Consider the following 23,941-nt stretch of genomic DNA (forward strand, 5'->3'; position numbering starts at 1 on the left):
AGAATTTCGGAAGGGCGGCGCCTCTATGGGGGCCTGGTAGGTTTTTTCAAACCACAGTTATCGGGACGCCGGGCGGGTGATTGCCGTCACGCCGGATCGATCTGTTTCCATATATTGCACCGCCTTTCTGGCGGAAGTCGCGGTGTTACCCTCCAAAAGTCCACCTCAAGGAGCCCACACCATGCATGCCATCAGTTTTATTCAGGATCTGGCAGTGATCATGTTGGTCGCGGGGGTGGTGACCGTACTGTTCCATCGGTTCAAGCAGCCGGTGGTGTTGGGCTACATCGTTGCCGGCTTCATCATAGGTCCGCACACACCGCCGTTCGGCCTGATTCACGACGAAGAAACCATCAAGACCCTCGCCGAACTCGGGGTGATTTTCCTGATGTTCTGCCTGGGCCTGGAGTTCAGTCTGCGAAAGCTGTTCAAGGTCGGCGCCACGGCGTTTATCGCGGCGTTCCTCGAAATCGTGCTGATGATCTGGATCGGTTACGAAATCGGCCGTTGGTTCGACTGGAACACCATGGATTCATTGTTCCTGGGCGCGATCCTGGCAATTTCCTCGACCACCATCATCGTCAAGGCGCTCAACGACCTGAAGATGAAAAACGAGCGTTTTGCGCAGTTGATCTTCGGCGTGCTGATCGTCGAGGACATCCTCGGCATCGGCATCATAGCCTTGCTGTCGAGCATCGCCGTCAGCGGCACGGTCAGCTCCGGCGAAGTGTTTTCCACGGTGGGCAAGCTCTCGCTGTTCATGATCGTTGCACTGGTGATCGGCATCCTGCTGGTGCCTCGTCTGCTGGCTTACGTGGCGAAGTTCGACAGTAACGAAATGCTGCTGATCACGGTCCTTGGGCTGTGTTTCGGCTTCTGCCTGCTGGTGGTGAAGCTCGAATACAGCATGGTCCTGGGGGCGTTTCTCATTGGTGCGATCATGGCCGAGTCCCGCCAATTGCTGAAAATTGAGCGATTGATCGAGCCGGTTCGCGACTTGTTCAGTGCGATTTTCTTTGTCGCCATCGGACTGATGCTTGATCCGATGATCCTGCTGCAATACGCCTGGCCAATCGCCGTGATCACCGTGGCGGTGGTATTGGGCAAGATGCTGTCCTGCGGTCTTGGCGCCTTTATCGCCGGCAATGACGGACGCACCTCTCTACGGGTCGGGATGGGGCTTTCACAGATTGGCGAATTCTCCTTCATCATCGCTGCGCTGGGCATGACCCTGCAGGTCACCAGCAACTTCCTTTACCCGGTTGCCGTGGCGGTGTCGGTGATTACCACGTTGCTGACGCCGTATCTGATCCGCGCGGCTGATCCGCTGTCGATCAGGCTTGCCGCAGTAATGCCGCAGCGACTGGGCCGAGTGTTGGGAATGTATGGCGAGTGGTTGCGCAGCATCCAGCCTCAGGGCGAGGGCGCGCTGCTGGCGTCGATGATTCGGCGGATTCTGTTGCAGGTGGGGGTCAATCTGGCGCTGGTGATTGCGATCTTCTTTTCGGGCGCGTTCTTCGCCGAACGCATGTCCACTTACCTGCAAGACTGGATCAGCGATTCGAGCTGGCAGAAGGCGTTGATCTGGGGTGGGGCGTTGCTGGTGTCGCTGCCGTTCCTGATCGCCGCCTATCGCAAGCTCAAGGCGCTGTCGATGTTGTTGGCGGAGATGGGCGTGAAGCCGGACATGGCCGGCCGCCATACGCAGCGAGTGCGGCGGGTGATCGCGGAAGTGATCCCGATCCTCTCGCTGCTGGTGATCTTCCTGCTGCTGGCAGCCTTGTCGGCCAGTATTTTGCCGACCAACAAGTTGCTGGTATTGATCGCCGTGGTCGCGGCCGCCGTGGCGGCCTTGCTCTGGCGCTGGTTCATTCGCGTGCACACGCGCATGCAGGTGGCCTTGCTCGAAACCCTGGACAACCACAAGGATTCATCCGGGCATTGACCCTGCGCCGCTTGTTACTCAGCTTTCCAGCCAGACGTCCCGCGCCCAGTGCCACACCGACTCCCAGGTTTCTTCAGCGATCAGCTCTTCTTCGGCCTGCCACAGCACCACGGTGCCGTCTTCTTCGACGAGGTAATAATCGTCACCGTCCTGGCAGATCGGGATCATGCTGCGGTCTACACCTGCATCCCAAGCGTTGGCGGCAACGTCCGGCAGGTAGGTGTGGGATTGCGGGTCGGTGACAGTCACCGGCTCCAGGCTGCCGTAGACCACGTCGCTGACGGTCAGCAAGAATTCTCTGAAGACAAACGGGATGTCGATGAACAGTTGTTCCTCGATTTCCACGATCTGGTCTTCGTCTGGCAATTCCAAGGGGACCGGTACCGGTTCGTTGGCTTCACGCAGTTGTTCGATAATTTCTTCCACGTCCGGGATCCTCTTGCTTGATGGCGCGGTGTTTATATGGGGCGGTTTATACAGTAGCTCGCTATAGATGCAACCGCGAAATAGAAAACCCCGGACAAGTCCGGGGTTTTTTTTACTGCTTGTTTAACGCGGAGGTTATCAGCCGTTCTGGCGGATACCAGCCACCAGCCAAGGCTGGTTCTCGCCTTGCGGACGTTCCATGTTCCAGCTTTCGCTGAACACTTCGCCCTGGTCGAAGCGCGAAGTTTTCGACACACCGCTGAAGGTCAGGGTGGCGATGGTCTTGTCCGCACGGTCATCCACACCATCCAGTTGTACATGGAGGTTATCGATGTAGGTCGACTGGAAGCCGTCGCCCAGGTCCGCACGTTCGCGTTTGAGGAACTCCAGCATTTGCGGGGTCACGAACTCGGCGATCTTGTCCATTTCGTTGGCGTCCCAGTGCTGTTGCAGGGACTGGAAGTGGTTGCGGGCCGCTTCAATGAAGTTCTGTTCATTGAACCAGGCTGGAGCGTTGATTACCGGACGAGCGGCGGCGGGTGCTGGCGAGCCACCGAAGATCGAACCGCCAGCAGGCTTGTTCTCGAACACTTCACGCTGCATCGGTGCGTGGCCAGCCGGAGCCATGTGCTCCTGTTGCTTGCGACGACGGGCGGCGATGAAGCGGAAGATCAGGAAGGCGATGACCGCCATGATCAGGATGTCGAAGATCTGCATGCCCTGGAAGCCGCCGCCCATGAACATGGAGGCCAGCAGGCCGCCGGCTGCGATACCGGCCAGAGGGCCGAGCCAGCGCGAAGCACCGCCGGCCTTGGCTGCAGCGCCAGCGGCACCGGCAGCACCCGCGGTCGCCGCAGCGCCACCGGCAGCAGAAGAAGGCGCCATTTGGCTGGTTTGGTGGGTCGGCGCGGCGCCGACGCTTTTGCCGCCACCAAAGCGCTTGGCGTTGGCGTCGAGGCTCATCGTCAGGCCGATGCACAACGCCATGGCGATGCTAAGAAAACGTTTCATAAAGGGAATTCCCATTTGTGGATGGCACGCGCGCCATGTTGCACAGCGAATGTGTAACTGGCTAGCGGCAGAGTGTTTCGGGCTTTTGCCTGACAGCTTGGGTTCAGCTTTGGTCAGCGCAATAAGGCCTGTTAACTTTAGTTCGTAGGATGAGTGGATAGTTTCTGTAGGACGAATGCCTAGCGTCGCAGCGCCAGCATGACCACACCGGCTGTAATCAAGCCGATACCACCCCATTGGCGCAGGTCGAGTTTTTCGCCCAGCAGGACCACGCTAAGCACCGCCACCAGCACCACGCTGAGCTTGTCCACCGGCGCGACCAAAGAGGCCGGTCCGACTTTCAGCGCGCGGAAATAGCAGATCCACGAGGCGCCGGTGGCCAATCCCGAAAGCAGCAGAAACAGGTAGCTCCTGGCCGAGATCGATCCTAATGATTGATATTGGCCCGTGGCGTACAAAATCAAGGCCAGGCTGACGAGTACCACTATGGTACGCAGCAGGGTGGCGAAGTCGGAATTGACGTTTTCGATGCCGATCTTGGCGAAAAGGGCGGTCATTGCGGCGAACGCCGCCGACATCAGGGCCCAGAATGTCCAGGAAGAAAAGAAGCCGGAGCCCATGTTGTCGCGCCTTTGTAGATAGATCGTTCCCACGCTCTGCGTGGTAACGCCGCCATGGACGCTCTGCGTCCCACTGTGACGCGGAGCGTCACGGGATGCATTCCCACGCAGAGCGTGGGAACGATCAGCTATTAGATAGCCTTAAATAGCTTCCAGCTTCGCGTAACCCAGCATCAGCCACTTGCTGCCCTCACTGAAGTTCACCTGCACCCGGGCCTGAGCCCCTGCGCCTTCGAAGTTCAGGATCACGCCGTCGCCAAACACCGAATGCCGTACGGCCTGACCGAGGCTGAACCCGGTGTCCGGAATTTCGCTACCGCCAAACAGGCTGCTGGAACTCTGTTGCTGACCGCCACCGAACGGACGGCTGACGCTGTTGGACAGCCGCACTTCCTGAATCAGGCCCTTGGGCACTTCACGGACGAAACGCGAGACTTTGTTGTAGGTCTCGCTGCCGTACAGGCGTCGGGTTTCAGCATAGGTCATCACCAGGTTCTGCATTGCCCGGGTGATGCCGACGTAGGCCAAGCGACGTTCTTCCTCAAGACGGCCGGGCTCTTCCAGGCTCATCTTGTGCGGGAACAGGCCTTCTTCCATGCCCACCAGGAATACGTAAGGGAATTCCAGCCCTTTGGCACTGTGCAAGGTCATCAGCTGAATGCTGTCTTCATGCTCATCGGCCTGAGTGTCTCCGGCCTCCAGCGACGCGTGACCGAGGAACGCCGCCAATGGCGACAAGTCTTCGTCTTCTTCAGCATTTTCGAAGTTACGAGCGGCGCTGACCAGCTCCTCAAGGTTTTCTACCCGGGCCTGGCCTTTCTCGCCTTTTTCCGCTTCGTGGTAGGCAATCAACCCGGACTGTTCGATGACCGTCTGGGTCATCAAGTGCAGCGGCATGTCCATGCATTTGGCGGCGAGGTTCTCGATCAGCTCGATAAAAGCCCCAAGCGCGCCAGCTGCTCGCCCGGTCAGGCCTTTATTGGCGACCAGCAAGCGCATGGCTTCCCACATCGACACATCGCTGTGGCGCGCATGATCGCGAATCGCTTCAACGGTTTTTTCACCGATGCCGCGAGCCGGAACGTTAATCACCCGCTCCAGCGCCGCATCGTTGCCACGGCCTTCGAGCAAACGCAGGTAAGCCATGGCGTTCTTGATTTCCGCGCGTTCGAAGAAGCGCTGACCGCCATAGATGCGGTACGGAATGCGCTCGCGCAGCAAGGCTTCTTCCAAAACGCGCGATTGGGCGTTGGAGCGGTACAAAATCGCGATATCGCTGCGAGCCAAGCCGGTTTTCAGCGCGCTTTCAATGGTTTCCACCACATAGCGTGCTTCGTCATGTTCGTTGAATGCGGCGTACAAATTGATCGCTTCGCCTTCGCCGCCATCGGTCCACAGCTCTTTGCCCATGCGCCCGGTGTTATTGGCGATCAGGGCGTTGGCAGCCTTGAGGATGCCGGCGGTGGAGCGGTAGTTCTGCTCCAGACGAATGGTCTCGGCATCCGGGAAATCGTCGGAATACTGATAGATGTTCTCGATCTTCGCGCCACGCCAGCCGTAGATCGACTGATCGTCGTCGCCCACGACCATCAGGCTGTCGCCGCCCTTGGCCAGCAGGCGCAACCAGGCGTACTGCACGGCGTTGGTGTCCTGGAACTCATCCACCAGAATGTGCCGGAAGCGCTTCTGGTAATGGGCCAGCAACCCTGGGTGATCGCGCCACAAGTCGAGGGCGCGCAGCAGCAGTTCGGAGAAATCGATCACGCCCGCACGCAGGCACGCGGCCTCATAGGCCTCATAGATGCTGCGCATGGTCGCCAGGAACAAGTCGCCGCTGGCTTGAATGTGTTGCGGACGCAGACCTTCGTCTTTCTGTCCGTTGATGAACCACTGGGCCTGACGGGCCGGCCAGCGTTGTTCGTCCAGGCCCAGTTCGCGGATCACCCGCTTGACCAGCCGTTGCTGGTCATCACTGTCCAGAATCTGGAACGTCTGGCTCAGGCCGGCTTCCTGCCAATGCGCCCGCAACAGGCGGTGCGCCAAGCCGTGGAAGGTGCCGACCCACATGCCGGCCGGGTTGATACCCATCAACTGCTCGATGCGATGACGCATCTCGGCAGCGGCCTTATTGGTGAAGGTCACCGACAGGATCGAGTGGGGCGAAGCGTTCTCGACCTGGATCAACCAGGCGATACGGTGCACCAGCACTCGGGTTTTACCGGAACCAGCACCGGCCAGGACCAACTGACGACCCACGGAGGCAGCTACAGCCTGGCGTTGGGCATCGTTGAGGGAGTTCAGCAGAAGGGAGAGATCATCGCGCATCGGGGCATTCTAGGGTGCGACGTCACACCGGGCAAACCGAGCTTTGCATTAGCCGATGAAAGAAGCATGGATGACGACCGGTCGGTCACTCGCTGCAAGCGTTGGCGGGGCTCGCTTCAAGGGTTTTCAGAGGGCGACGGGGGGCTGAAATTTTGTCGAATTTATGATCCGGAGCTGTTTGGTAAGGGCATTGGCTTGTGTATGCTCCGTGCACGTTTCGGGCTCATGCTCATCATTATAAGAACAAGAACATTGCCTATGACCCTCAGCTCTGACCTGTCGGGCCCTTCTGTGGAGCCCCGGGTTATCCGTAAACAGTACGCCATGGAGATGGCGGTCGAGCGCACACGTCTGCTCTACCAAGGCTCCCTGCTGCCTACGCTGTTCATGCTGATCAATGGTCTGGTTTGCGCTGGCTTGCTCTGGAGTCCGCAGCGTTACTTCCTGGTCAGTGTCTGGTTGGTCTGGCTGTTATCGCTGGTGGCCTTGCGCGTGATTCAAGTCGCCGCCTTTGATTCGGCCATTCCCAACCGTCAGGCGCATCCCGTCTGGGGGCGCATGTTCCTGCTGGGGTCCGCCATGACGGGCCTGACCCTGGCCGGCGCCGGTATCGCCTTGGTGCCCGCTGACAATTTTATCCAGCAAGCCTGGGTGTTCGGCCTGATCGGCGCTGCCGCGCTGTCGGCCAGCGTTGCCTATGCGGTCAGCCTTCCGGCGTTCCTGTCCTTTACCTTGCCTTGTCTATTGCCGGCCATCGCCTACCTGTTCTGGGGCGGCGATGAGCAGGCGTACGGATGGGGCTGGTTCGGGTTGATATTGTTGGGGGCGCTGAGCGTGGTTGCCTGGCAGGTCAATCGACTGATCGACAACGGTTTGCTGCGACGCTTCCAGAATCAAGCCTTGATCGAACACTTGCAGCATGCCCAGAGCTGCGGAGACCAGCTCAATCATGAATTGGCCAAAGAAATTGATCAGCGTCGGTGTGCCGAGGACAAATTGCGCGAAGCCCAGGTCGACCTGGAAAACCGCGTTGCCCAGCGCAGCCTTGAACTGGACGCTGCCAACCAGGCCTTGAGCAAGAGCGAAGCACGGCTGGCCCTGGCGCTGAAGGCCAGTGAACTGGGGTTGTGGGACTGGAACCTGCAAACCGATGAAGTCCATCACACCCAGCTTCAGGAGTTGTTTGGCCTGGCACCGGAGTTTGTGACTGCGATGCTCAGTCACCTCAAGCCGCGCCTTCATCCTGAAGACTTGCCGTCGCTTCGACGTGCGCTGGTCGAGCATTTGAAGGGTCGCAGCGAGGATTACCAGATCGAATACCGCGTTCGGCATGGCGACGGCCACTGGGTCTGGATCGAAGACCGGGGTCGTGCGGTTGAGCGCAGCGAAAACGGTCGGGTGATCCGCATGGTCGGTACCCGCCGCGACATCAGCGCGAGCAAGGGGCAGGAAGAACAGCGTCAATTGGCGGCGACAGTGTTCGAGGCGGCCAGCGAAGGCATCGTGATTTTCGACCCCAATTACGCGTTGATCGCGATTAACCAGGCCTTCAGCCGTGTCACCGGTTATGACATCGAAGACATGCTCGGACGTAATGTTGTCGAGTTACCGTGCAGTCGGGATGCCCGCCGGCACTATGGCGCAATCCGTCAGGCACTGGAGCAGCACGGCACCTGGCAGGGTGAGTTGGTGGAGACGCGCAAAAACGGCGAGCTTTACCCGCAGTGGCTACAACTGAACGCTGTGCGAGATGCTCGGGGAAATGTAAGTCATATTGTAGGCTTCTTCGCTGATCTGTCTGCCCGGCGCGAATCCGAAGAGCGCATGCGCTACCTGACTCACTACGACGAACTGACCGGCCTGGCCAACCGTTCGTTGTTCCGTGAACGGCTGCGAGACGCTCATCAGCGGGTGCGACAGGGCGGACGTCGAAGTCTGGCACTGCTGCACATCAATCTGGATCGTTTCAAGCTGCTCAACGCCAGTCTGGGCCATGAAGTCGCCGACCAGCTCCTGCAAAAAATGGCCCGTCGACTGATCAATGCACTACCAGAAGCGGACACCATCGCCCGGCTGTCCGGCGACGAGTTTGCGGTGCTATTTGATGCCTACGGCAACCTGTCGAGCCTGGCGCGAGTGGCGACCCGCTTGTCCGCCAAATTGCGTTTGCCGATCACCGTCGACGGGCATGAATTGGTGGTTAGCGCGTCCATGGGCATCAGCATGTTGCCGGACAACGCCCGGGAAATTTCTGCGCTGGTCAGCCAATCCAACATAGCCATGCAACATGCCAAGCACTTGGGCGGCAACAACTTCCAGTTCTATACCGAAAGCCTGCAGGCCAGTACGCTCGAACGCCTGCAGCTGGAAAACCAGCTGCGCAAAGCCATCGAAGAAAAGCAGCTGCAAGTCTATTACCAGCCAAAGCTCTGCCTCGCCACGGGCCGGCTGAATGCCGCGGAAGCGCTGGTGCGTTGGGATCACCCGACCATGGGCCGCATACCGCCGGGGGAGTTCATCGGTCTGGCCGAGGAAACCGGGTTGATCGGTTCGATTGGCGAGTTCGTCTTGCGCCAAGCCTGTTGGCAGGCCTGCGAATGGCAGCGCCAGGGGCTTGAGCCGATTCGCGTGTCGGTCAATTTGTCGGTGCATCAATTGCGCCAAGGCAAGTTGGTCAGCCTGGTGCGGCAGGTACTGGAAGAAACCGGTCTGGCGCCGCACTGCCTGGAGCTCGAACTGACCGAAAGCCAGTTGCTCGACAGCGTCGAACACATCATTGCGACGTTCCAGCAGTTGCGTGACCTGGGCGTGAAACTGGCGATCGACGATTTCGGCACCGGGTATTCATCCCTGAGTTACCTCAAACGCATTCCGGTGGATTACGTGAAGATCGATCAGGCGTTTATTCGCGGTCTGGGGCAGGGCAGCGAAGATGCTGCGATCACTCGGGCAATCATCGCCATGGCGCATGGCTTGTCACTGAAGGTCGTGGCTGAGGGCGTGGAGCGGGCAGAGCAGCTGGAATTTTTAAAAGCCGAGCGCTGTGATGAAGTGCAGGGCTATTTGATCAGCCGCCCGGTGGAGGCTGATGACTTGGCCGCACTGTTGCGCCACGACACGGCACTGTAAGAGCTTGCGGCAACTGCTAAAGGGTCCCGAAGGGCTACATGAAGCGTATGTGGCGTGGAATGGGGATATCGAGTTACGCATTGGGCAGGCAAAAAGCCGATTCATGTAGTATAACTACAAGCTTGCTACATCCCCGGCACCTGCCAATAACAAAGAGTCCAGCCCTTTGAATCTGCTGCAACACATCGCCCAGTCACGCCACCTCTTACGCAAGTCGGAGCTCAAGGTCGCCGACCACGTGCTGCTTGATCCGGCGGCGGTGATGCACAGCTCGATGGCCGACCTGGCCCATAGCGTGGGCATCAGCGAGCCGACCATCGTGCGCTTCTGCCGTGCCATCGGTTGCTCGGGTTTCCAGGACTTGAAATTGAAACTGGCGCAAAGCCTTGCGGCGGGCGCGAGCTTCGGTCAGTTCGCCATCCATGAAGACGATTCGGTCGCCGACTACAGCCTGAAAATCTTCGACACCACCCTGCACACCCTGATGGAGGTTCGCGAGAAGCTCGACCCGGTGGAATTGCAACGGGCCGTGTCGCTGATGTCCCAGGCCCAGCGCGTCGAATTCTATGGTTTTGGCGCTTCGGGTGCGGTGGCGGCGGATGCCCAGCACAAATTCTTCCGCTTGCTGCTGACGGCGGCGGCGTACTCCGATCCGCATATGCAGGCGATGTCGGCGGTGACGTTGAAACCGACCGACGTGGCGATCTGCATTTCTCAGTCCGGTCGCTCCAAGGATCTGTTGATCACCGCCAACCTGGTACGCGAAAGCGGCGCCTCGCTGATCACTTTATGCCCGAGCCAGACACCGTTGGCCGAACTGTCGACCGTCAACCTGGCGATCGATGTGCACGAAGACACTGAAATCTACACCCCGCTGACGTCGCGCATCGCCCACCTGGTGGTGATCGACGTGTTGGCGATGGGCGTGGCCATGGCGCGCGGGCCGAGCCTGGTCAATCACCTCAAGAGCGTCAAGCGCAGCCTTCGCAGCTTGCGGCTGTCGCCCAAGTCGGTGAAAGCGCTGGATGACTGACGACTGACGTCGTCGTAAGGTCGTTCCGACCTTAATCGCGAGCGGGCTCGCTCCCACAGGTGGACCGCGTCCGTCAGGACAACTCGGTCAACTGTGGGAGCGAGCCTGCTCGCGATGGCGTTCTCTAGAGCGCTGAAGATTCACATCCCTGTAATCCATCCGCCGCCAAACCGTCATCCCCCGCGCCTATCTTGAAACTCCCGTAATCGCCTTGGGAGACTCGAAATGGCCCAGCCCTACGAAGAACGCAACAGCGCCGTCAAAACCCGTCGTCAGCAGGAAGATCAGCGCCGCATGGAATTCCGCCGCGCCATCGAAGACCGCTGCGAACGCCGCCAGCTGCTGGCCGAGATCGGCGATCTTCCTGCCGATCTGGAACTCAACTACTGGCAGGCAGCTCCCGCAATTTCCCGTCGAAGCGCTCAACCAACGCGCTGATCTGCACCCGTTCGCTGCGGATAAACGCAAGGAATGCGTGGGCCACCGGCGACAGCCGTTTGGCCTTGGCCTGCACCAGGCACCAGCTGCGATACAGCGGCAGTTCTTCGACCGGCAGCTCGATCAATCCACCGGTCGCCAACTCAAGGTTCAGGGCGTGGCGCGTCAACAGCGCGACGCCCAGACCCGCCAGCACACATTCACGCTGGGCTTCAGCCGAGGAAACCTCCTGCGTCTGGTTGAAGTGCACACGTTTTTCCTTGAAATACTCTTCGCACGCCAATCGCGTTCCCGAGCCGGGTTCGCGCAGCAGCAATGTGTAAGGCTCAAGGTCCTGCAAGCGCAGAGGCCCCATGTGGCACAGCGGATGATCCGGTGGTGCCACGGCCACGATCGGGTTGTTGAGGAACGGCAGAAACTCCAGCCCCATGTCTTGCGGCACCATGGACATGATCACCAGGTCGTCGCGGTTATCCGACAGTCGACGGATCACCTGTCCTCGGTTGACCACCGTCAGTTGCAGATTCACTTCTGGATGCTGGCGCTTGAACGCGGCGAACAGGTGCGGCACGAAATACTTGGCGCTGGATTCGATTGCCAGTTTCAGCTGGCCCTGCAGCGAACCTTGCATATCCGAAAGCTGCATATCGAGGTTTTCCAGGCGTCCGAAAATGTCCCGACTGGCTCGCTGTAGTGCTTCTGCCGCCTCTGTCATGTAGAGTTTTTTGCCAACATAGTCGAACAGAGGCTGGCCAATCAGCTCTTCGAGTTGACGAATCTGTAGGCTGACGGCCGGTTGCGTGAGCGACATTTCGTCGGCCGCACGGCTGTAGGACCTCAAATCACAGACTTCATTGAAAATCTGCAATTGACGCAATGTCATACGCATCAAGGACTTACGCATTTTTTGTAGTCTCTGCTCGCAGGCTGATGACTCAACTATAAGTCTTTACTTATGCCTAACCCAATTATTAATCATTTTTGTTAATCCCTTGTGGGGGCTAGTGTGGGGCTGCGACTAAATTGAAACATTTAGTCACGCGTCGACCTGGTCTAGCAGGTCGTGGGTACCACCGGCTCAAGGGAACCTCCAAGTGATAAAAAAGATCCTGATCGCCAACCGTGGTGAGATTGCCGTACGAATCGTGCGTGCCTGCGCCGAGATGGGCATTCGCTCGGTCGCGATCTATTCCGACGCCGACCGCCATGCCTTGCATGTGAAGCGCGCGGATGAGGCCCACAGCATTGGTGCCGAGCCATTGGCCGGTTACCTGAATGCGCGCAAGCTGGTAAATCTGGCGGTAGAAACCGGTTGCGATGCGCTGCACCCTGGTTACGGATTCCTTTCGGAAAACGCCGAGCTGGCAGACATCTGCGCCGAGCGCGGCATCAAATTCATTGGTCCATCGGCTGAAGTGATTCGCCGCATGGGCGACAAGACCGAAGCGCGCCGCAGCATGATCAAGGCGGGCGTACCGGTCACTCCAGGCACTGAAGGCAACGTTGCGGACATCGCCGAAGCCTTGGTCGAAGGTGACCGTATCGGTTATCCGGTGATGCTCAAGGCGACTTCCGGTGGTGGTGGGCGTGGTATCCGTCGCTGCGACAGCCGTGAAGAACTCGAACAAGCCTTCCCGCGTGTCATTTCCGAAGCCACCAAGGCCTTCGGCTCTGCGGAAGTGTTCCTGGAAAAATGCATCGTCAATCCGAAACACATTGAAGCGCAGATCCTCGGCGACAGCTTTGGCAACGTGGTGCATCTGTTCGAGCGTGATTGCTCGATCCAGCGCCGCAACCAGAAGCTCATCGAAATCGCCCCGAGCCCGCAACTGACCCCGGAACAGCGCGCCTATATCGGTGACCTGTCGGTGCGTGCAGCCAAGGCCGTGGGTTACGAGAACGCCGGCACCGTGGAGTTCCTGCTCGCCGAGGGCGAGGTGTACTTCATGGAGATGAATACCCGGGTGCAGGTGGAACACACCATCACCGAAGAAATCACCGGCATCGACATTGTGCGTGAGCAGATCCGCATTGCGTCCGGCCTGCCGCTTTCGGTGAAACAGGAAGATATTCAGCACCGCGGTTTCGCGCTGCAATTCCGGATCAACGCCGAAGACCCAAAAAACAACTTCCTGCCGAGCTTCGGCAAGATCACCCGTTACTACGCCCCCGGCGGCCCTGGCGTACGTACCGACACGGCGATCTACACCGGCTACACCATTCCACCGTTCTACGATTCGATGTGCCTGAAACTGGTGGTGTGGGCGTTGACCTGGGAAGAAGCGATGGACCGTGGCTTGCGCGCCCTCGACGACATGCGTCTGCAAGGGGTCAAGACCACCGCCGCGTACTACCAGGAAATCCTGCGTAACCCGGAATTCCGTAGCGGCCAGTTCAATACCAGCTTCGTTGAAAGCCACCCTGAACTGACCAACTACTCGATCAAGCGCAAACCCGAAGAGCTGGCCCTGGCCATCGCCGCCGCCATCGCCGCCCACGCAGGCCTGTGAGGAAAAGAACAATGAGCAACTCTCAACCTACAAAGCGTATCCACGTAACCGACACGGTCCTGCGCGACGCCCATCAATCGCTGCTCGCTACCCGCATGCGCACCGAAGACATGCTGCCGATCTGCGACAAGCTCGATAAAGTCGGCTACTGGTCGCTGGAATGCTGGGGCGGCGCGACCTTCGACGCCTGCGTACGCTTCCTGAAAGAAGATCCGTGGGAGCGCCTGCGTCAGCTGCGCGCTGCGTTGCCTAACACGCGCCTGCAAATGCTCCTGCGTGGCCAGAACCTGCTGGGCTACCGCCACTACAGCGATGATGTGGTCAGAGCCTTCGTTGCCAAAGCGGCGGTCAACGGCATCGACGTGTTCCGCATCTTCGACGCGATGAACGACGTGCGTAACCTGCGCGTGGCCATCGAAGCCGTGAAAGCCGCTGGCAAACACGCCCAGGGCACCATCGCTTACACCACCAGCCCGGTGCACACCATCGAGGCCTTTGTGGCCCAAGCCAAGCAAATGGAAGCCATGGGTTGCGACTCGGTCGCGATCAAGGACATGGCTGGCTTGCTGACGCCTTACGCCACCGGCGAACTGGTCAAGGCATTGAAGTCCGAGCAGTCGCTGCCGGTCTTCATCCACTCCCACGACACTGCTGGCCTGGCCACAATGTGCCAACTCAAGGCCATCGAGAACGGTGCTGATCATATCGACACCGCTATCTCCAGCATGGCCTCGGGCACCAGCCACCCCGGCACCGAGTCGATGGTTGCCGCCCTGAAAGGCACCGAGTTCGACACCGGGCTGAATCTGGAACTGCTGCAAGAGATCGGCCTGTACTTCTACGCCGTGCGCAAGAAATACCACCAGTTCGAAAGCGAGTTCACCGCCGTCGACACCCGCGTTCAAGTCAACCAGGTGCCGGGCGGGATGATTTCCAACCTGGCCAACCAGTTGAAAGAGCAGGGCGCCCTGAACCGTATGGGCGAAGTGCTGGCTGAAATCCCGCGCGTTCGTGAAGACCTTGGCTTCCCGCCACTGGTGACCCCGACTTCGCAAATCGTCGGCACCCAGGCGTTCTTCAACGTGCTGGCCGGCGAGCGCTACAAGACCATCACCAACGAAGTGAAGCTCTACCTGCAAGGCGGCTACGGTAAAGCGCCGGGCACCGTGAACGAAAAACTGCGTCGCCAGGCGATCGGCAGCGAAGAGGTGATCGACGTCCGTCCAGCTGACCTGCTGAAGCCTGAAATGGCCAAGTTGCGCGCTGAAATCGGTGCCGTGGCCAAGTCTGAAGAAGACGTGCTGACCTACGCCATGTTCCCGGACATCGGCCGCAAGTTCCTCGAAGAGCGCGCTGCCGGCACCCTGACTCCGGAAGTGCTGTTGCCGATTCCCGAAGCGGGCGGTGTGGCCTCGGCCGGTGGCGAAGGCGTGCCGACCGAGTTCGTCATCGACGTCCATGGCGAAACCTACCGCGTCGACATCACCGGTGTTGGCGTGAAGGCCGAAGGCAAGCGTCACTTCTACCTGTCCATCGACGGCATGCCGGAAGAAGTGGTGTTTGAACCGCTCAACGAATTCGTCAGCGGCGGCAGCAGCAAGCGCAAGCAAGCCACTGCACCGGGCCACGTCAGCACCACCATGCCGGGCAACATCGTCGACGTGCTGGTCAAGGAAGGCGACACCGTGAAAGCCGGGCAAGCCGTGCTGATCACCGAAGCGATGAAGATGGAAACCGAAGTCCAATCGGCCATCGCCGGCAAAGTCACCGCCATCCACGTGGCCAAGGGCGACCGGGTGAATCCGGGCGAAATCCTGATCGAGATCGAAGGCTGAGTTAACAGCCTCGATTGACCGCTTTAACCTCGGGGGGGCATGTGCTCCCCTTTTTTTTCGCCCGGGATTTGTGGCTTAGAAATTCATCCGCCATTGACCCGTTACGCCATGGTTTCGGCTGTCGGTGCCGAACTCACCATTAAGGCCGACACCAAGCGTATGGTTCGCCGACAGCCCAAGGTCCAGACCTGCATCGACCAGCAAACTGTCCCGATCCAGCGGTGCACCGTAAACGCGGTAGTTTTTCCCGCCTGTTACCAATCGCTGACGGGTATCGATATAGACATCCCCATAGGTGTGCTTCCAGCCGGCACTGAATCGTGGGGTCAGTTGCATGCCGTTATCCAGGGTGTTGAGCTTCGCCAGCCGCAAGCCGAATGTGCTGTTCAGGTTGTTTTGAGTCTGGCCCTCAACCTTCAATGCTGCGGCGCCACCTTTTTCGGTGTAGCCGTCACGCTGATAGCGCTGGTAACCCAGGCTGGCGAACGGTTCGATGCTGACGTTGGCACGGCCCAGGTTGTAAGCCACTTCAGCGAAGGCCTGTTGGGTGCTGGCATCGTAACGACCTTGCGGGCGGTCGCTGAAACCGTTGAAGGCAACACGGCGTTTGGTGCTGCCATCGTGATTGCTGTAGGTCGCGCCCAGGCGCAGCGCCACAGGACCGTTCTGGCGCTGGGCGTAGGCGCCCAGATGCCAGCTGTCGAGATCGCCGTCGAGGTCGCGGCTGTCCAGGCGAGTGTCGGATTTGCCGGCCATCACGCCGATGCGCCATTGCCCATCGATGTGCCAATCGGCGCCCAGCACCAAGCCATGGGTGGAATGTTTCAGAGGGTCGTAATCGCGATCCAGCGTTCCGCCGTGACCTAGTGCCTGCAACCAGATTCTGCTGCTTTGTTCATTGCCTGCGGCTGTGCGCGGCGAGTTCTTCTGATTGCCGAAGCCTGCTGCGCTGTCCATTTGGCGCATGGCTGAGAGCAGGGTTGTGCTGATTGGGCTGTCGCTGTTGAGTGTCGCCTTCGCGAGGTTGGCATTGTTGCTGCCGGCCAGTTGTTCGATGGCATGAGAGGCGGTTTGAATATCGGTGCCGAGAAGTGCGGCGACAGCGACGTTTGTGGGCGTGGAGGGTTTTGCTGGCGAAGGGGCGGGATGTGCTGCTGTCGCAGGTGCTGAAGCGGTGACCGGCGTATCAGCGGCTATGGGTGGCGTCGGGGTTTCAGCGAAGAGGGGGGCGACGTCAGATGAAGTCTCTGCTTGCGGTATGTCGATCGGCTCTTCAACGCTTTGGGCGAATTCCTCCCCGTTCTCGGTGATTGCGAAAGCCTCGATAGGCACGTCGTTACGGGTCAAGATCAGATCGACTTTCTGCTCTTCGTATTCAACCTTGGGCGTTAAAAACGCAAGGTTATTGAGGACCTTTCCAAATTCCCCTTCGACTCTATTGGCTAAAAGAATGGTGTTTGCGCTGACGTATGGATAGTCGCCCGGTGACGCAACGATGTTCAGCGTGGCGCCCCCCAGACTGGCGGTGCCGTCGACTATAACCGTTGCACTGTTGCGGTCGGCGTCGACCTCGTAGGTCAGTTCGGCCGTTTTGGAAAGCCTCAGGTCGCCCGACACTGTCGGTGCACCGTGAATCTTGTCGACGGAGAACCTGCCGTTGACCTGCAAGCCCCCGACTCGACCATTGCCGGCGAAAGCCCCTTTTTCATCAACAAGAACCTCGCCCATGACAGTCCCCGAGTTGGTCAGGGTGCCTCCTGACTGCACCGTTACGCCGCCTCCGATCTCGCCTGTGTTGACAAGAGAACCCTGGATCAACGCTCCTCCTTCGACACCCCCATCATTTATGAGGGTCGCTTTGGGGCGCACCCATACCCCCGTTTTGAAGTCATTTAGGCTGTTCACGGTCCACGTGCTTCGTTTGAGTTCCAGGCCTTCGAAGTTGCGACTCTCGCCCAACGTGCCGCCACTTGCCGTATCAAGTTGCAGGAAATTGGTCCCGCCACGACCGTCTACCGTGCCGGTGAGGGCTCCCCGGCCAGTGACTATGACAAGGTCATTTCCTTCGCTGAAAGCCCGATTATTTCCATCGACTGCTCTGGTGATGGAGGTCTTGATGGTGTCGGCGTGGCTGATAAAAGCCTCGAGCTGTCCGATGAGCTGCTCCGGTGTTTCAGAAGAAGGAGTGCCGGCATCGACGGACGTCTGCTCGGCGAAAGAAAAATCAACGCAACCCACTGCCAGCGCAATGGCCAGCGCCAAGTGGTGTGGACGGAATCTGTGTTGAGTGAACATTGAGTTTTGCCTCTATTGATAAGAGGCAAAACTCTAAAGAGAGCGCTTGATTGCCGATGTCAGGCGGTTCTGGCGGGTGTGCAGGTGTTGTCAAATCGTGGTGTCGAAAATGACGAGTCGCCGAGTAACAGCGGTTTTTAGCCAGTGGAATCGACGACGTTTCTTACAACTCACCGAGACATTACCGGCTATCACAAAATCAGAAACTGATTTCCCACCGTCCAATCACCTGGCGATACCCCTAGCTGCGCTGTAAATACGCCTTCCCGTAATGCCGCTCCATCCTCGCCTGTAACAGCTCCAGCCCAATCGACATCACCCAATAAATCACCGCCGCGGTCGTCAGCATTTCGATGTACCGATAGCTCGACCGTCCATACGACTGCGCCAAAAACATCACTTCCCAAACGCCCATCACCGAGATCAGTGACGAGTCCTTGAGCATGGAGATGAATTGATTGGTGGTGGGCGGAATGATGGTGCGCATGGCCTGGGGCAGGGTGACGCGCCAGAAAATTACGGTTTCACGCATGCCCAGCGCCAGGGAGGCCTCGCGTTGGCCGTGGGGAACGCCGAGGATGCCGGCGCGGAAGATTTCGCTGAGGTAGGCGCCGTAGTTCAACGACAGCGCGATGATGCCGGCGGCGATGGCGCCCGGGACGATGCCGAGTTGCGGCAGGCCCAGGTAGATCAGCAGGATCTGGATCAGCAGCGGCGTGCCGCGAAAGAACGAGGCGTAGAAACTTGCAATCCCGAAGGCCACGGCGCTTTTCGACAGTCGCGCCAGAGCGGTAATGAAACCCAGCAGCGACGACGTCACGATTGAGCACAGGCACAAAAACAGTGTCAGCGCCGCGCCTTGCAGAAAGCCGTTTGGCGCCAGGTGCAGGCCGATCAGGTTGGGCAGTTTGTCGAGGATGATCGAGAACTTCAGGTCGAAGCTCAGGAAGAAACTGGCGAACAAACCCAACATCGCCGCCCACGTCAGGTATAGCCGCGTGCGAAAGCCGAAGATTCGCCGCAGCCGGGATTCAGCCACCGGTTGTGGTGGCTGAGGTGGTGTCGGGAAAGAAGTCATTTGCTGATGTCGGCGCCGATCCATTTTTGCGAGAGCTTGCTCAGGGTGCCGTCCTGTTTCAGTTGCGCAAAGACTTCACGCACCTTGGCGTCCCACTGTGCATCGCCCTTTTCGATGGCGACCGAGTTGGGTTCCGAATACAGCGGCTCGCCGGCCAGTTTGAAGCGTTTGTCTTCGGTCAGACGTGGTTGCGCGGTGACGAGATTGGTGAGGATCGCATCGAGCCGCACGCCTGCGCCCAGCGCCAAGTCCTGGAACGCTACGTTATCGGTGTCATACGGCGCGATCTGCACATCTTCAAACGGATACTGCAATTGGGTGTCTTCGGCGCCTTCAATCACCAGGTTTTTATTCAGATAACTTTCATAGCTGGAGGCGCTGGTAAGGCCGACTTTCTTGCCACTCAGGTCTTTGGCGCTGTGGATGCTGTCGTCCTTGGCGTTGACCACGATCACCGCTGGCGAAGCGTAGTACTCGACCGGGAAATCGAAGACCTCGGCGCGGGCCTTGCTCGGGGTCATCGAGCAGACGCAAATGTCGTAGCGCCCGCTCCAGCGGCCGGCGGCGATGACATCCCACGACGGGGTTTCGAGGCGCAGTTTGACGCCCAGTTTATCCGCCACGGCTTTGGCGACATCAACGTCGAAACCGGCGAGCTGGTTCTGCTCATTCAGAAACGAGAAGGGTGGATAGCTTTCCATCAACACGCCCACTAGTTCTTTCTTTTGCTCGATGCGATCCAGCGTGTCGCCGGCAAAGGCTTGGGTAGAGGCAGCCAGAATCGTCAGGCCCAGGGCCAGTAGTGGTTGAATTTTCACAATCGATCCCTGCTAAAAAAATGGTTGTTATTAACCGGATGGTGCGTATTAAATAGTTATAAGGGCGACTCTGGTAGTGAGTTATTTTCATAAGCATATGAGTAAAAAGCATATGGGCGCAGCGAACACAGTAATTCTGGATGGCGGCATGGGTCGTGAGTTGCAACGCCGAGGGGCGCCGTTCAGACAGCCGGAATGGTCGGCACTGGCCTTGAGCGAAGCGCCGCAAGCAGTGGAAGCGGTGCATGCGGCTTATATCGAATCTGGCGCGGACGTCATCACCAGCAACAGCTATGCGGTGGTGCCGTTTCACATCGGCGAAGAGCGTTTTGCCGCTGAAGGTCAGGCCCTGGCAGCGCTCGCCGGTGAGTTGGCCCGACGTGCCGTCGATGCCGCGGGCAAGCCTGTGCGGGTCGCGGGTTCATTACCGCCACTGTTCGGCTCTTACCGTCCGGATCTGTTCAACGCTGCCCGGGTGACTGAATTGCTGGACCCACTGGTTAAGGGGCTGGCACCGCATGTCGACCTGTGGCTGGCTGAAACCCAAAGCTCGATTATCGAGGCGCGGGCGATTCACGCGGGTCTGCCGAAGGACGGCAAACCGTTTTGGCTGTCGTTTACCTTGAAGGATGAAGACACGGACGAAGTGCCGCGTTTACGTTCCGGGGAACCGGTTGCTGAAGCGGCTGAGGCGGCTGCCGAGCTGGGTGTCGAGACATTGTTGTTCAACTGCAGCCAGCCAGAAGTCATCGGCGCTGCAATTGATGCGGCGAGGGAAACCTTCGAGCGTTTGGGGGTGAAGATTCACATTGGCGCGTACGCCAATGCCTTCCCGCCGCAACCGAAGGAGGCCACTGCCAACGACGGTCTTGATCCGCTGCGCGAAGACCTTGATCCGCCAGGTTATCTGCAGTGGGCGGCGGACTGGCAAGAACGCGGCGCCAGCCATTTGGGAGGTTGCTGCGGGATCGGGCCGGAGCACATCGCAGTGTTGGCCCAGAAACTCGCCTAAGATCGCCCCCGAGTCCGCCCCGGGATGCTTTCCCACGCAGAGCGTGGGAATGATCGTCAGGTGCGGCACTCGGCAAGGGTTTTCACCTGCCCCGACTCCGTCTGATTCTCATCGCTCAACCAGCGCTCGAACCCCGCGCCAATCGCCGGCCATTCCGAGTCCAGAATCGAGTACCACGCCGTGTCCCGGTTCTGTCCCTTGACCACCATGTGCTGGCGGAACACACCTTCAAAACTGAACCCCAAGCGCTCCGCTGCGTACTTGGAGCGGGCGTTGCCGTTGTTGCACTTCCATTCCAGGCGTCGGTAACCCAGTGCGAACGACTCCTTGGCCAGCAGGTAAATCGCCTCGGTACTTTTTGGCGAGCGCTGCATCGGCGCGCCGAAGGTTACATGGCCGATTTCAATGCGACCCTGAGCAGGAACAATCGACATCAGACTGAGGATGCCCTGCACCTCACCGCTTGCCCGATCAATCACGCTGAAGAAATACGGGTCGCTGTTGGCCGCATGATTGTTCAGCCAGTCGTTGAACGCGCTGCGCTCAGGAAAAGGCCCGTACGGCAAATAGTCCCAGAGTTTCGGGTCTGAGCCCGGGCCTTGCAGGGCTTTCCACAAACCATCGGCGTGACGCGCCGGGTCGAGTTTCTCCAGGCGGATGAAACGCCCTTCGAGGGTTTGAACCGATGGCGCCGGGACGCCTGTCCAGTTAGCGAGTGAAGTCGACATGTTGTTCTCCTTGAACGTTAAAGGGCTTTGCGAAACTGGATGAAACCGGGGCGTTCGGCGATGCGCTCGTAGAGCTGGATCGCGGTCGCGTTGGTCTCGTGGGTCAGCCAATGGACTTTGCAGCAGCCATCCTCTTTGGCGGTGGCGTAAACGAATTCGATCAACTTTCGCCCGACGCCGGTGCCGCGGGTTTCCGGCACTACCAACAAGTCTTGAAGGTAGCAGGAGTTTTCAATGCTCCAGTTCGAGCGATGGTAGATGAAGTTCACCATGCCGACCGCCTTGCCATCGAGCCACGCCAAGGCCGAATGAGTCGGTTCGTTGCGGTCGAGCATGCGCTGCCAGGTGCTGTGCGTAACCGCCTCCGGCAACTCGGTGTTGTAGAAGCGCAGGTAGGCTTGCCACAGCGGCAACCAGGCAGCGTGTTCGTCGGCGGTCACCTGGCGAATTTCAATCTGACTCATGTTCATTTCCTTAACGCATCAAGTGGGCGAGGGCTTGGTCGTGGACGTCAGGGCTGGCGGCGAGGCCTTCGCGCACGCCAGCGATGTCTGCGGTGCTGCGGTTCTGGCTGAGCTTGCGTTTGCCTTCCAGGCGCTGGATCGGCAGGGCAAACCCGACGATGGCTTTGAGCATGCCGTCGATGTAGTCGGCGGGCGCATCCGCCACTTTCCACGGCTGTGCGCGGCCGGCCTCGTGGCGATCGGTCAGCGAGCTGACCAGGCCAAGCAGACGATCGGCATCGCTGAACACTTCGGCCGTGCCGTAAGCGTGGACGGCAACGTAGTTCCAGGTGGGCACGACTTTGCCGTGTTCGGCTTTGCTCGGGTAAAATCCCGGACTGACGTAGGCATCGGCACCGGCAAAAATCACCAGCGCCTCGGCCCCGTCCTGCAATTCTTTCCACTGCGGATTGGCCCGGGCGAAGTGGCCGTAGAGGGTGCCATTGGGGCCTTCGTCAGGGCGAAAGAGCAACGGCAGATGACTGGCCTGCAGGCCTTGCTCACCGTGGGTAATTACCATGGCGAGGCGGGTGCCGAGTATCTGCTGGTGCAGTTCATCCACATCTTTGATGGCAAAGCCGTTTGGGTTGTACATAGAAAAAATTCCTTGGCGAATGTCTGCATCCTAGGCAGGCTATTGGTCTGTTGTAAGAGCCATTAATGACCAATTTCGTGGGTCCATTGTCATGAGCCAGGCGCCGCTTTCTCTTTCATTCAACCCCGCCGGTATCGAACTCGATCGTCGCCAGGGCTTGAGCCGCCAGCTTTATCAGGCGTTGCGCCTGCGGGTGCTGGACGGACGACTGGCCAGCGGCACACGATTGCCGGCCAGTCGGGATCTGGCGACTGCGCTGGCGATTTCCCGCAACAGCGTGGTCCGTGCCTACGATCAGCTGTACGCAGAAGGGTTTATCGAAGGGCGTGTCGGCGACGGAACTTACGTGGCGCAATTGCCGCAAGCCGCACTCCCGACGAAAAAACTATCCACAAAAGTATCCACAGGGTTGTCAACAGGGTTACCCACAACCTTATCCACAAATTGGCTGGATTTGCCTGTGGTTTCATCCAGTAAAGTTATCCACAGCGGGCCTTTAGGGCGCGTTGAAAAGAATCATTTGGCGCTGCCGCCGAGTGGTCCTCCCCGGGCATTTCGGGTCGGCGTTCCGGCGTTCGATCTGTTTCCTTTCGAGGTCTGGGCCAAGCTGAATGCGGCTTTCTGGCGAAAACCGGATCTGCAGCAACTGTGTTACGGCGATCCGGCAGGGGATGCGCGTTTGCGCGGCATGATCGCCGCGTACTTGCGCAGCTCCCGGGGCATGCAATGCTCGGCTGAGCAAATAGTGATCACCAGTGGCGCGCAACAGGGGATTAGCCTTTGTGCACAGCTGCTGGTAGAGCCTGGCGATGGCGTCGCGATTGAAAATCCGGGGTATCGGGCGGCGGGGCATGCGTTCGCGGTGGCCGGGGCGCGTTTGCATGGTGTGGCGGTGGACGCCGAGGGCATCGATTGCACCGAATTGAACGCGCTTAGTGATTGTCGTCTGGCTTATGTGACGCCGTCGCATCAATACCCGACCGGCGTGGTGATGAGCCTGGCGCGACGCCTTGAATTGCTGGCCTGGGCCGAACGTACCCAAGGCTGGATCGTCGAGGACGACTACGACGGTGAATACCGTTACAGCGGCGCGCCGTTGGCACCGTTGGCGGCCCTCGATCGGCAGGGGCGGGTGCTGTATGTCGGGACCTTTGGCAAGGTTGCATTCCCGGCATTGAGACTGGGTTATCTGGTGCTGCCACCCGGCCTGGTTCAGGCTTTCTCACAACGTCGGGCAGTGGATGTTCGACATTCTGAAGTGAGCACCCAGGCGGTGATGGCCGAGTTCATGGGGGCAGGGCACTTTCAGCGACACATCCGTCGCATGCGCCGTGCGGCCCTTGGCCGGCGCAACACCTTGCTGGCCGGTTGGCCCCAAAACATCCCCGGCATTGGCAGCCTGCCGAGTGTTGCCGCAGGCTTGCACCTGACGGTGGCGGTCAACTCGCAAGCTCGCGAACGCGAACTGATCGAGCAAGCCGCCAGTGTCGATGTCGAGATCAATGCACTGAGCAGCTACTGGCTGCCCGATACACAAACACCGGTGGACCAGCGCGCTGGCCTTGTCCTGGGCTTCGCCGCTGTGCCCGAAGCGGCGATCAACGCAGCGCTCGCACGCCTGGAAAAGGTCTGGCGTTAAT

At 59.2% G+C, this 23,941-nt stretch carries 19 protein-coding genes; 8 read left to right on the plus strand and 11 right to left on the minus strand.

Annotated elements, in window-relative coordinates; genetic code table 11:
* Nucleotides 1-181: 181 nt before the first annotated feature.
* Nucleotides 182-1,945, plus strand: a complete 1,764-nt coding sequence (locus BLQ41_RS05100; RefSeq protein WP_090177758.1) for a cation:proton antiporter — start codon at nucleotides 182-184, stop codon at nucleotides 1,943-1,945.
* Between the two features lie 18 nt (nucleotides 1,946-1,963).
* Here BLQ41_RS05100 and BLQ41_RS05105 read toward each other — a convergent pair whose 3' ends face one another.
* The 4 genes from BLQ41_RS05105 to uvrD all read right to left on the minus strand — a co-directional run bounded on the left by BLQ41_RS05105 (nucleotide 1,964) and on the right by uvrD (nucleotide 6,327).
* Nucleotides 1,964-2,371 (minus strand): SMI1/KNR4 family protein, encoded by a 408-nt coding sequence (locus BLQ41_RS05105; protein WP_007943369.1) that lies wholly within the window; start codon nucleotides 2,369-2,371, stop codon nucleotides 1,964-1,966.
* 138 nt (nucleotides 2,372-2,509) lie between these two features.
* The gene (locus BLQ41_RS05110) at nucleotides 2,510-3,382 is read right to left on the minus strand and encodes a Tim44 domain-containing protein (protein ID WP_090177761.1); all 873 of its coding nucleotides are present in this window, start codon (nucleotides 3,380-3,382) and stop codon (nucleotides 2,510-2,512) included.
* A 179-nt stretch (nucleotides 3,383-3,561) separates the two neighbouring features.
* Nucleotides 3,562-4,002, minus strand: coding sequence for an EamA family transporter (locus BLQ41_RS05115; RefSeq protein ID WP_090177764.1), 441 nt, complete (start codon nucleotides 4,000-4,002; stop codon nucleotides 3,562-3,564).
* 141 nt (nucleotides 4,003-4,143) lie between these two features.
* Nucleotides 4,144-6,327: a DNA helicase II gene (gene uvrD / locus BLQ41_RS05120; RefSeq protein ID WP_090177767.1), complete on the minus strand. Its 2,184-nt coding sequence runs from the start codon at nucleotides 6,325-6,327 to the stop codon at nucleotides 4,144-4,146.
* A 258-nt stretch (nucleotides 6,328-6,585) separates the two neighbouring features.
* Here uvrD and BLQ41_RS05125 point away from each other — a divergent pair, with 258 nt between their 5' ends.
* The 3 genes from BLQ41_RS05125 to BLQ41_RS05135 all read left to right on the plus strand — a co-directional run bounded on the left by BLQ41_RS05125 (nucleotide 6,586) and on the right by BLQ41_RS05135 (nucleotide 10,927).
* On the plus strand, nucleotides 6,586-9,456 hold the full coding sequence (locus tag BLQ41_RS05125; protein ID WP_090177771.1) for an EAL domain-containing protein: 2,871 nt from the start codon (nucleotides 6,586-6,588) through the stop codon (nucleotides 9,454-9,456).
* A 166-nt stretch (nucleotides 9,457-9,622) separates the two neighbouring features.
* Nucleotides 9,623-10,489 (plus strand): transcriptional regulator HexR, encoded by an 867-nt coding sequence (gene hexR / locus BLQ41_RS05130; protein ID WP_008027445.1) that lies wholly within the window; start codon nucleotides 9,623-9,625, stop codon nucleotides 10,487-10,489.
* 225 nt (nucleotides 10,490-10,714) lie between these two features.
* The gene (locus BLQ41_RS05135; protein ID WP_090177774.1) at nucleotides 10,715-10,927 is read left to right on the plus strand and encodes a PA3496 family putative envelope integrity protein; all 213 of its coding nucleotides are present in this window, start codon (nucleotides 10,715-10,717) and stop codon (nucleotides 10,925-10,927) included.
* Here BLQ41_RS05135 and BLQ41_RS05140 read toward each other — a convergent pair.
* A complete protein-coding gene (locus tag BLQ41_RS05140) occupies nucleotides 10,869-11,831 on the minus strand; it encodes a LysR family transcriptional regulator (protein WP_090177777.1) in 963 nt (320 codons plus the stop codon). The two genes, BLQ41_RS05135 and BLQ41_RS05140, sit on opposite strands and share 59 nt — an antisense overlap.
* 190 nt (nucleotides 11,832-12,021) lie before the next feature.
* Between BLQ41_RS05140 and BLQ41_RS05145 the strand changes: the two genes are divergently transcribed.
* On the plus strand, nucleotides 12,022-13,437 hold the full coding sequence (locus BLQ41_RS05145) for an acetyl-CoA carboxylase biotin carboxylase subunit (RefSeq protein WP_046030798.1): 1,416 nt from the start codon (nucleotides 12,022-12,024) through the stop codon (nucleotides 13,435-13,437).
* Between the two features lie 11 nt (nucleotides 13,438-13,448).
* Complete coding sequence (gene oadA / locus BLQ41_RS05150; RefSeq protein ID WP_090177780.1) at nucleotides 13,449-15,272, plus strand: sodium-extruding oxaloacetate decarboxylase subunit alpha; 1,824 nt, start codon at nucleotides 13,449-13,451, stop codon at nucleotides 15,270-15,272.
* Between the two features lie 75 nt (nucleotides 15,273-15,347).
* On the opposite strand, the gene BLQ41_RS05155 is transcribed toward oadA, so the two are convergent.
* From BLQ41_RS05155 to BLQ41_RS05165, 3 genes are all read right to left on the minus strand, one after another.
* A complete protein-coding gene (locus BLQ41_RS05155) occupies nucleotides 15,348-17,567 on the minus strand; it encodes an autotransporter outer membrane beta-barrel domain-containing protein (RefSeq protein WP_090177784.1) in 2,220 nt (739 codons plus the stop codon).
* Nucleotides 17,568-17,808: 241 nt separating this feature from the next.
* Nucleotides 17,809-18,645: an amino acid ABC transporter permease gene (locus BLQ41_RS05160; RefSeq protein ID WP_090177788.1), complete on the minus strand. Its 837-nt coding sequence runs from the start codon at nucleotides 18,643-18,645 to the stop codon at nucleotides 17,809-17,811.
* Nucleotides 18,642-19,463: an ABC transporter substrate-binding protein gene (locus BLQ41_RS05165; protein ID WP_090177789.1), complete on the minus strand. Its 822-nt coding sequence runs from the start codon at nucleotides 19,461-19,463 to the stop codon at nucleotides 18,642-18,644. The genes BLQ41_RS05160 and BLQ41_RS05165 overlap by 4 nt, the downstream gene beginning before the upstream one ends.
* Nucleotides 19,464-19,575: 112 nt before the next feature.
* Here BLQ41_RS05165 and BLQ41_RS05170 point away from each other — a divergent pair, with 112 nt between their 5' ends.
* Nucleotides 19,576-20,475 carry a homocysteine S-methyltransferase family protein gene (locus BLQ41_RS05170; protein ID WP_090177792.1) on the plus strand — a complete coding sequence of 300 codons (900 nt, stop codon included), beginning with the start codon at nucleotides 19,576-19,578 and terminating at the stop codon, nucleotides 20,473-20,475.
* A 56-nt stretch (nucleotides 20,476-20,531) separates the two neighbouring features.
* Here BLQ41_RS05170 and BLQ41_RS05175 read toward each other — a convergent pair whose 3' ends face one another.
* Genes BLQ41_RS05175 through BLQ41_RS05185 form a run of 3 tightly spaced genes read right to left on the minus strand, consistent with a single transcriptional unit; the run spans nucleotide 20,532 to nucleotide 22,301 of the window.
* Nucleotides 20,532-21,203: a GNAT family N-acetyltransferase gene (locus tag BLQ41_RS05175; protein WP_090177796.1), complete on the minus strand. Its 672-nt coding sequence runs from the start codon at nucleotides 21,201-21,203 to the stop codon at nucleotides 20,532-20,534.
* Between the two features lie 17 nt (nucleotides 21,204-21,220).
* Nucleotides 21,221-21,667 (minus strand): GNAT family N-acetyltransferase, encoded by a 447-nt coding sequence (locus BLQ41_RS05180; protein ID WP_090177800.1) that lies wholly within the window; start codon nucleotides 21,665-21,667, stop codon nucleotides 21,221-21,223.
* Nucleotides 21,668-21,677: 10 nt separating this feature from the next.
* A complete protein-coding gene (locus BLQ41_RS05185) occupies nucleotides 21,678-22,301 on the minus strand; it encodes an FMN-binding negative transcriptional regulator (RefSeq protein WP_090177804.1) in 624 nt (207 codons plus the stop codon).
* Between the two features lie 91 nt (nucleotides 22,302-22,392).
* On the opposite strand from BLQ41_RS05185, the gene pdxR reads away from it, so the two are divergent.
* Nucleotides 22,393-23,940, plus strand: a complete 1,548-nt coding sequence (pdxR, locus tag BLQ41_RS05190; protein WP_090177808.1) for a MocR-like pyridoxine biosynthesis transcription factor PdxR — start codon at nucleotides 22,393-22,395, stop codon at nucleotides 23,938-23,940.
* Nucleotide 23,941 lies beyond the last annotated feature (1 nt).

Source organism: Pseudomonas arsenicoxydans (assembly GCF_900103875.1).
GTDB classification, from domain to species: domain Bacteria; phylum Pseudomonadota; class Gammaproteobacteria; order Pseudomonadales; family Pseudomonadaceae; genus Aquipseudomonas; species Aquipseudomonas arsenicoxydans.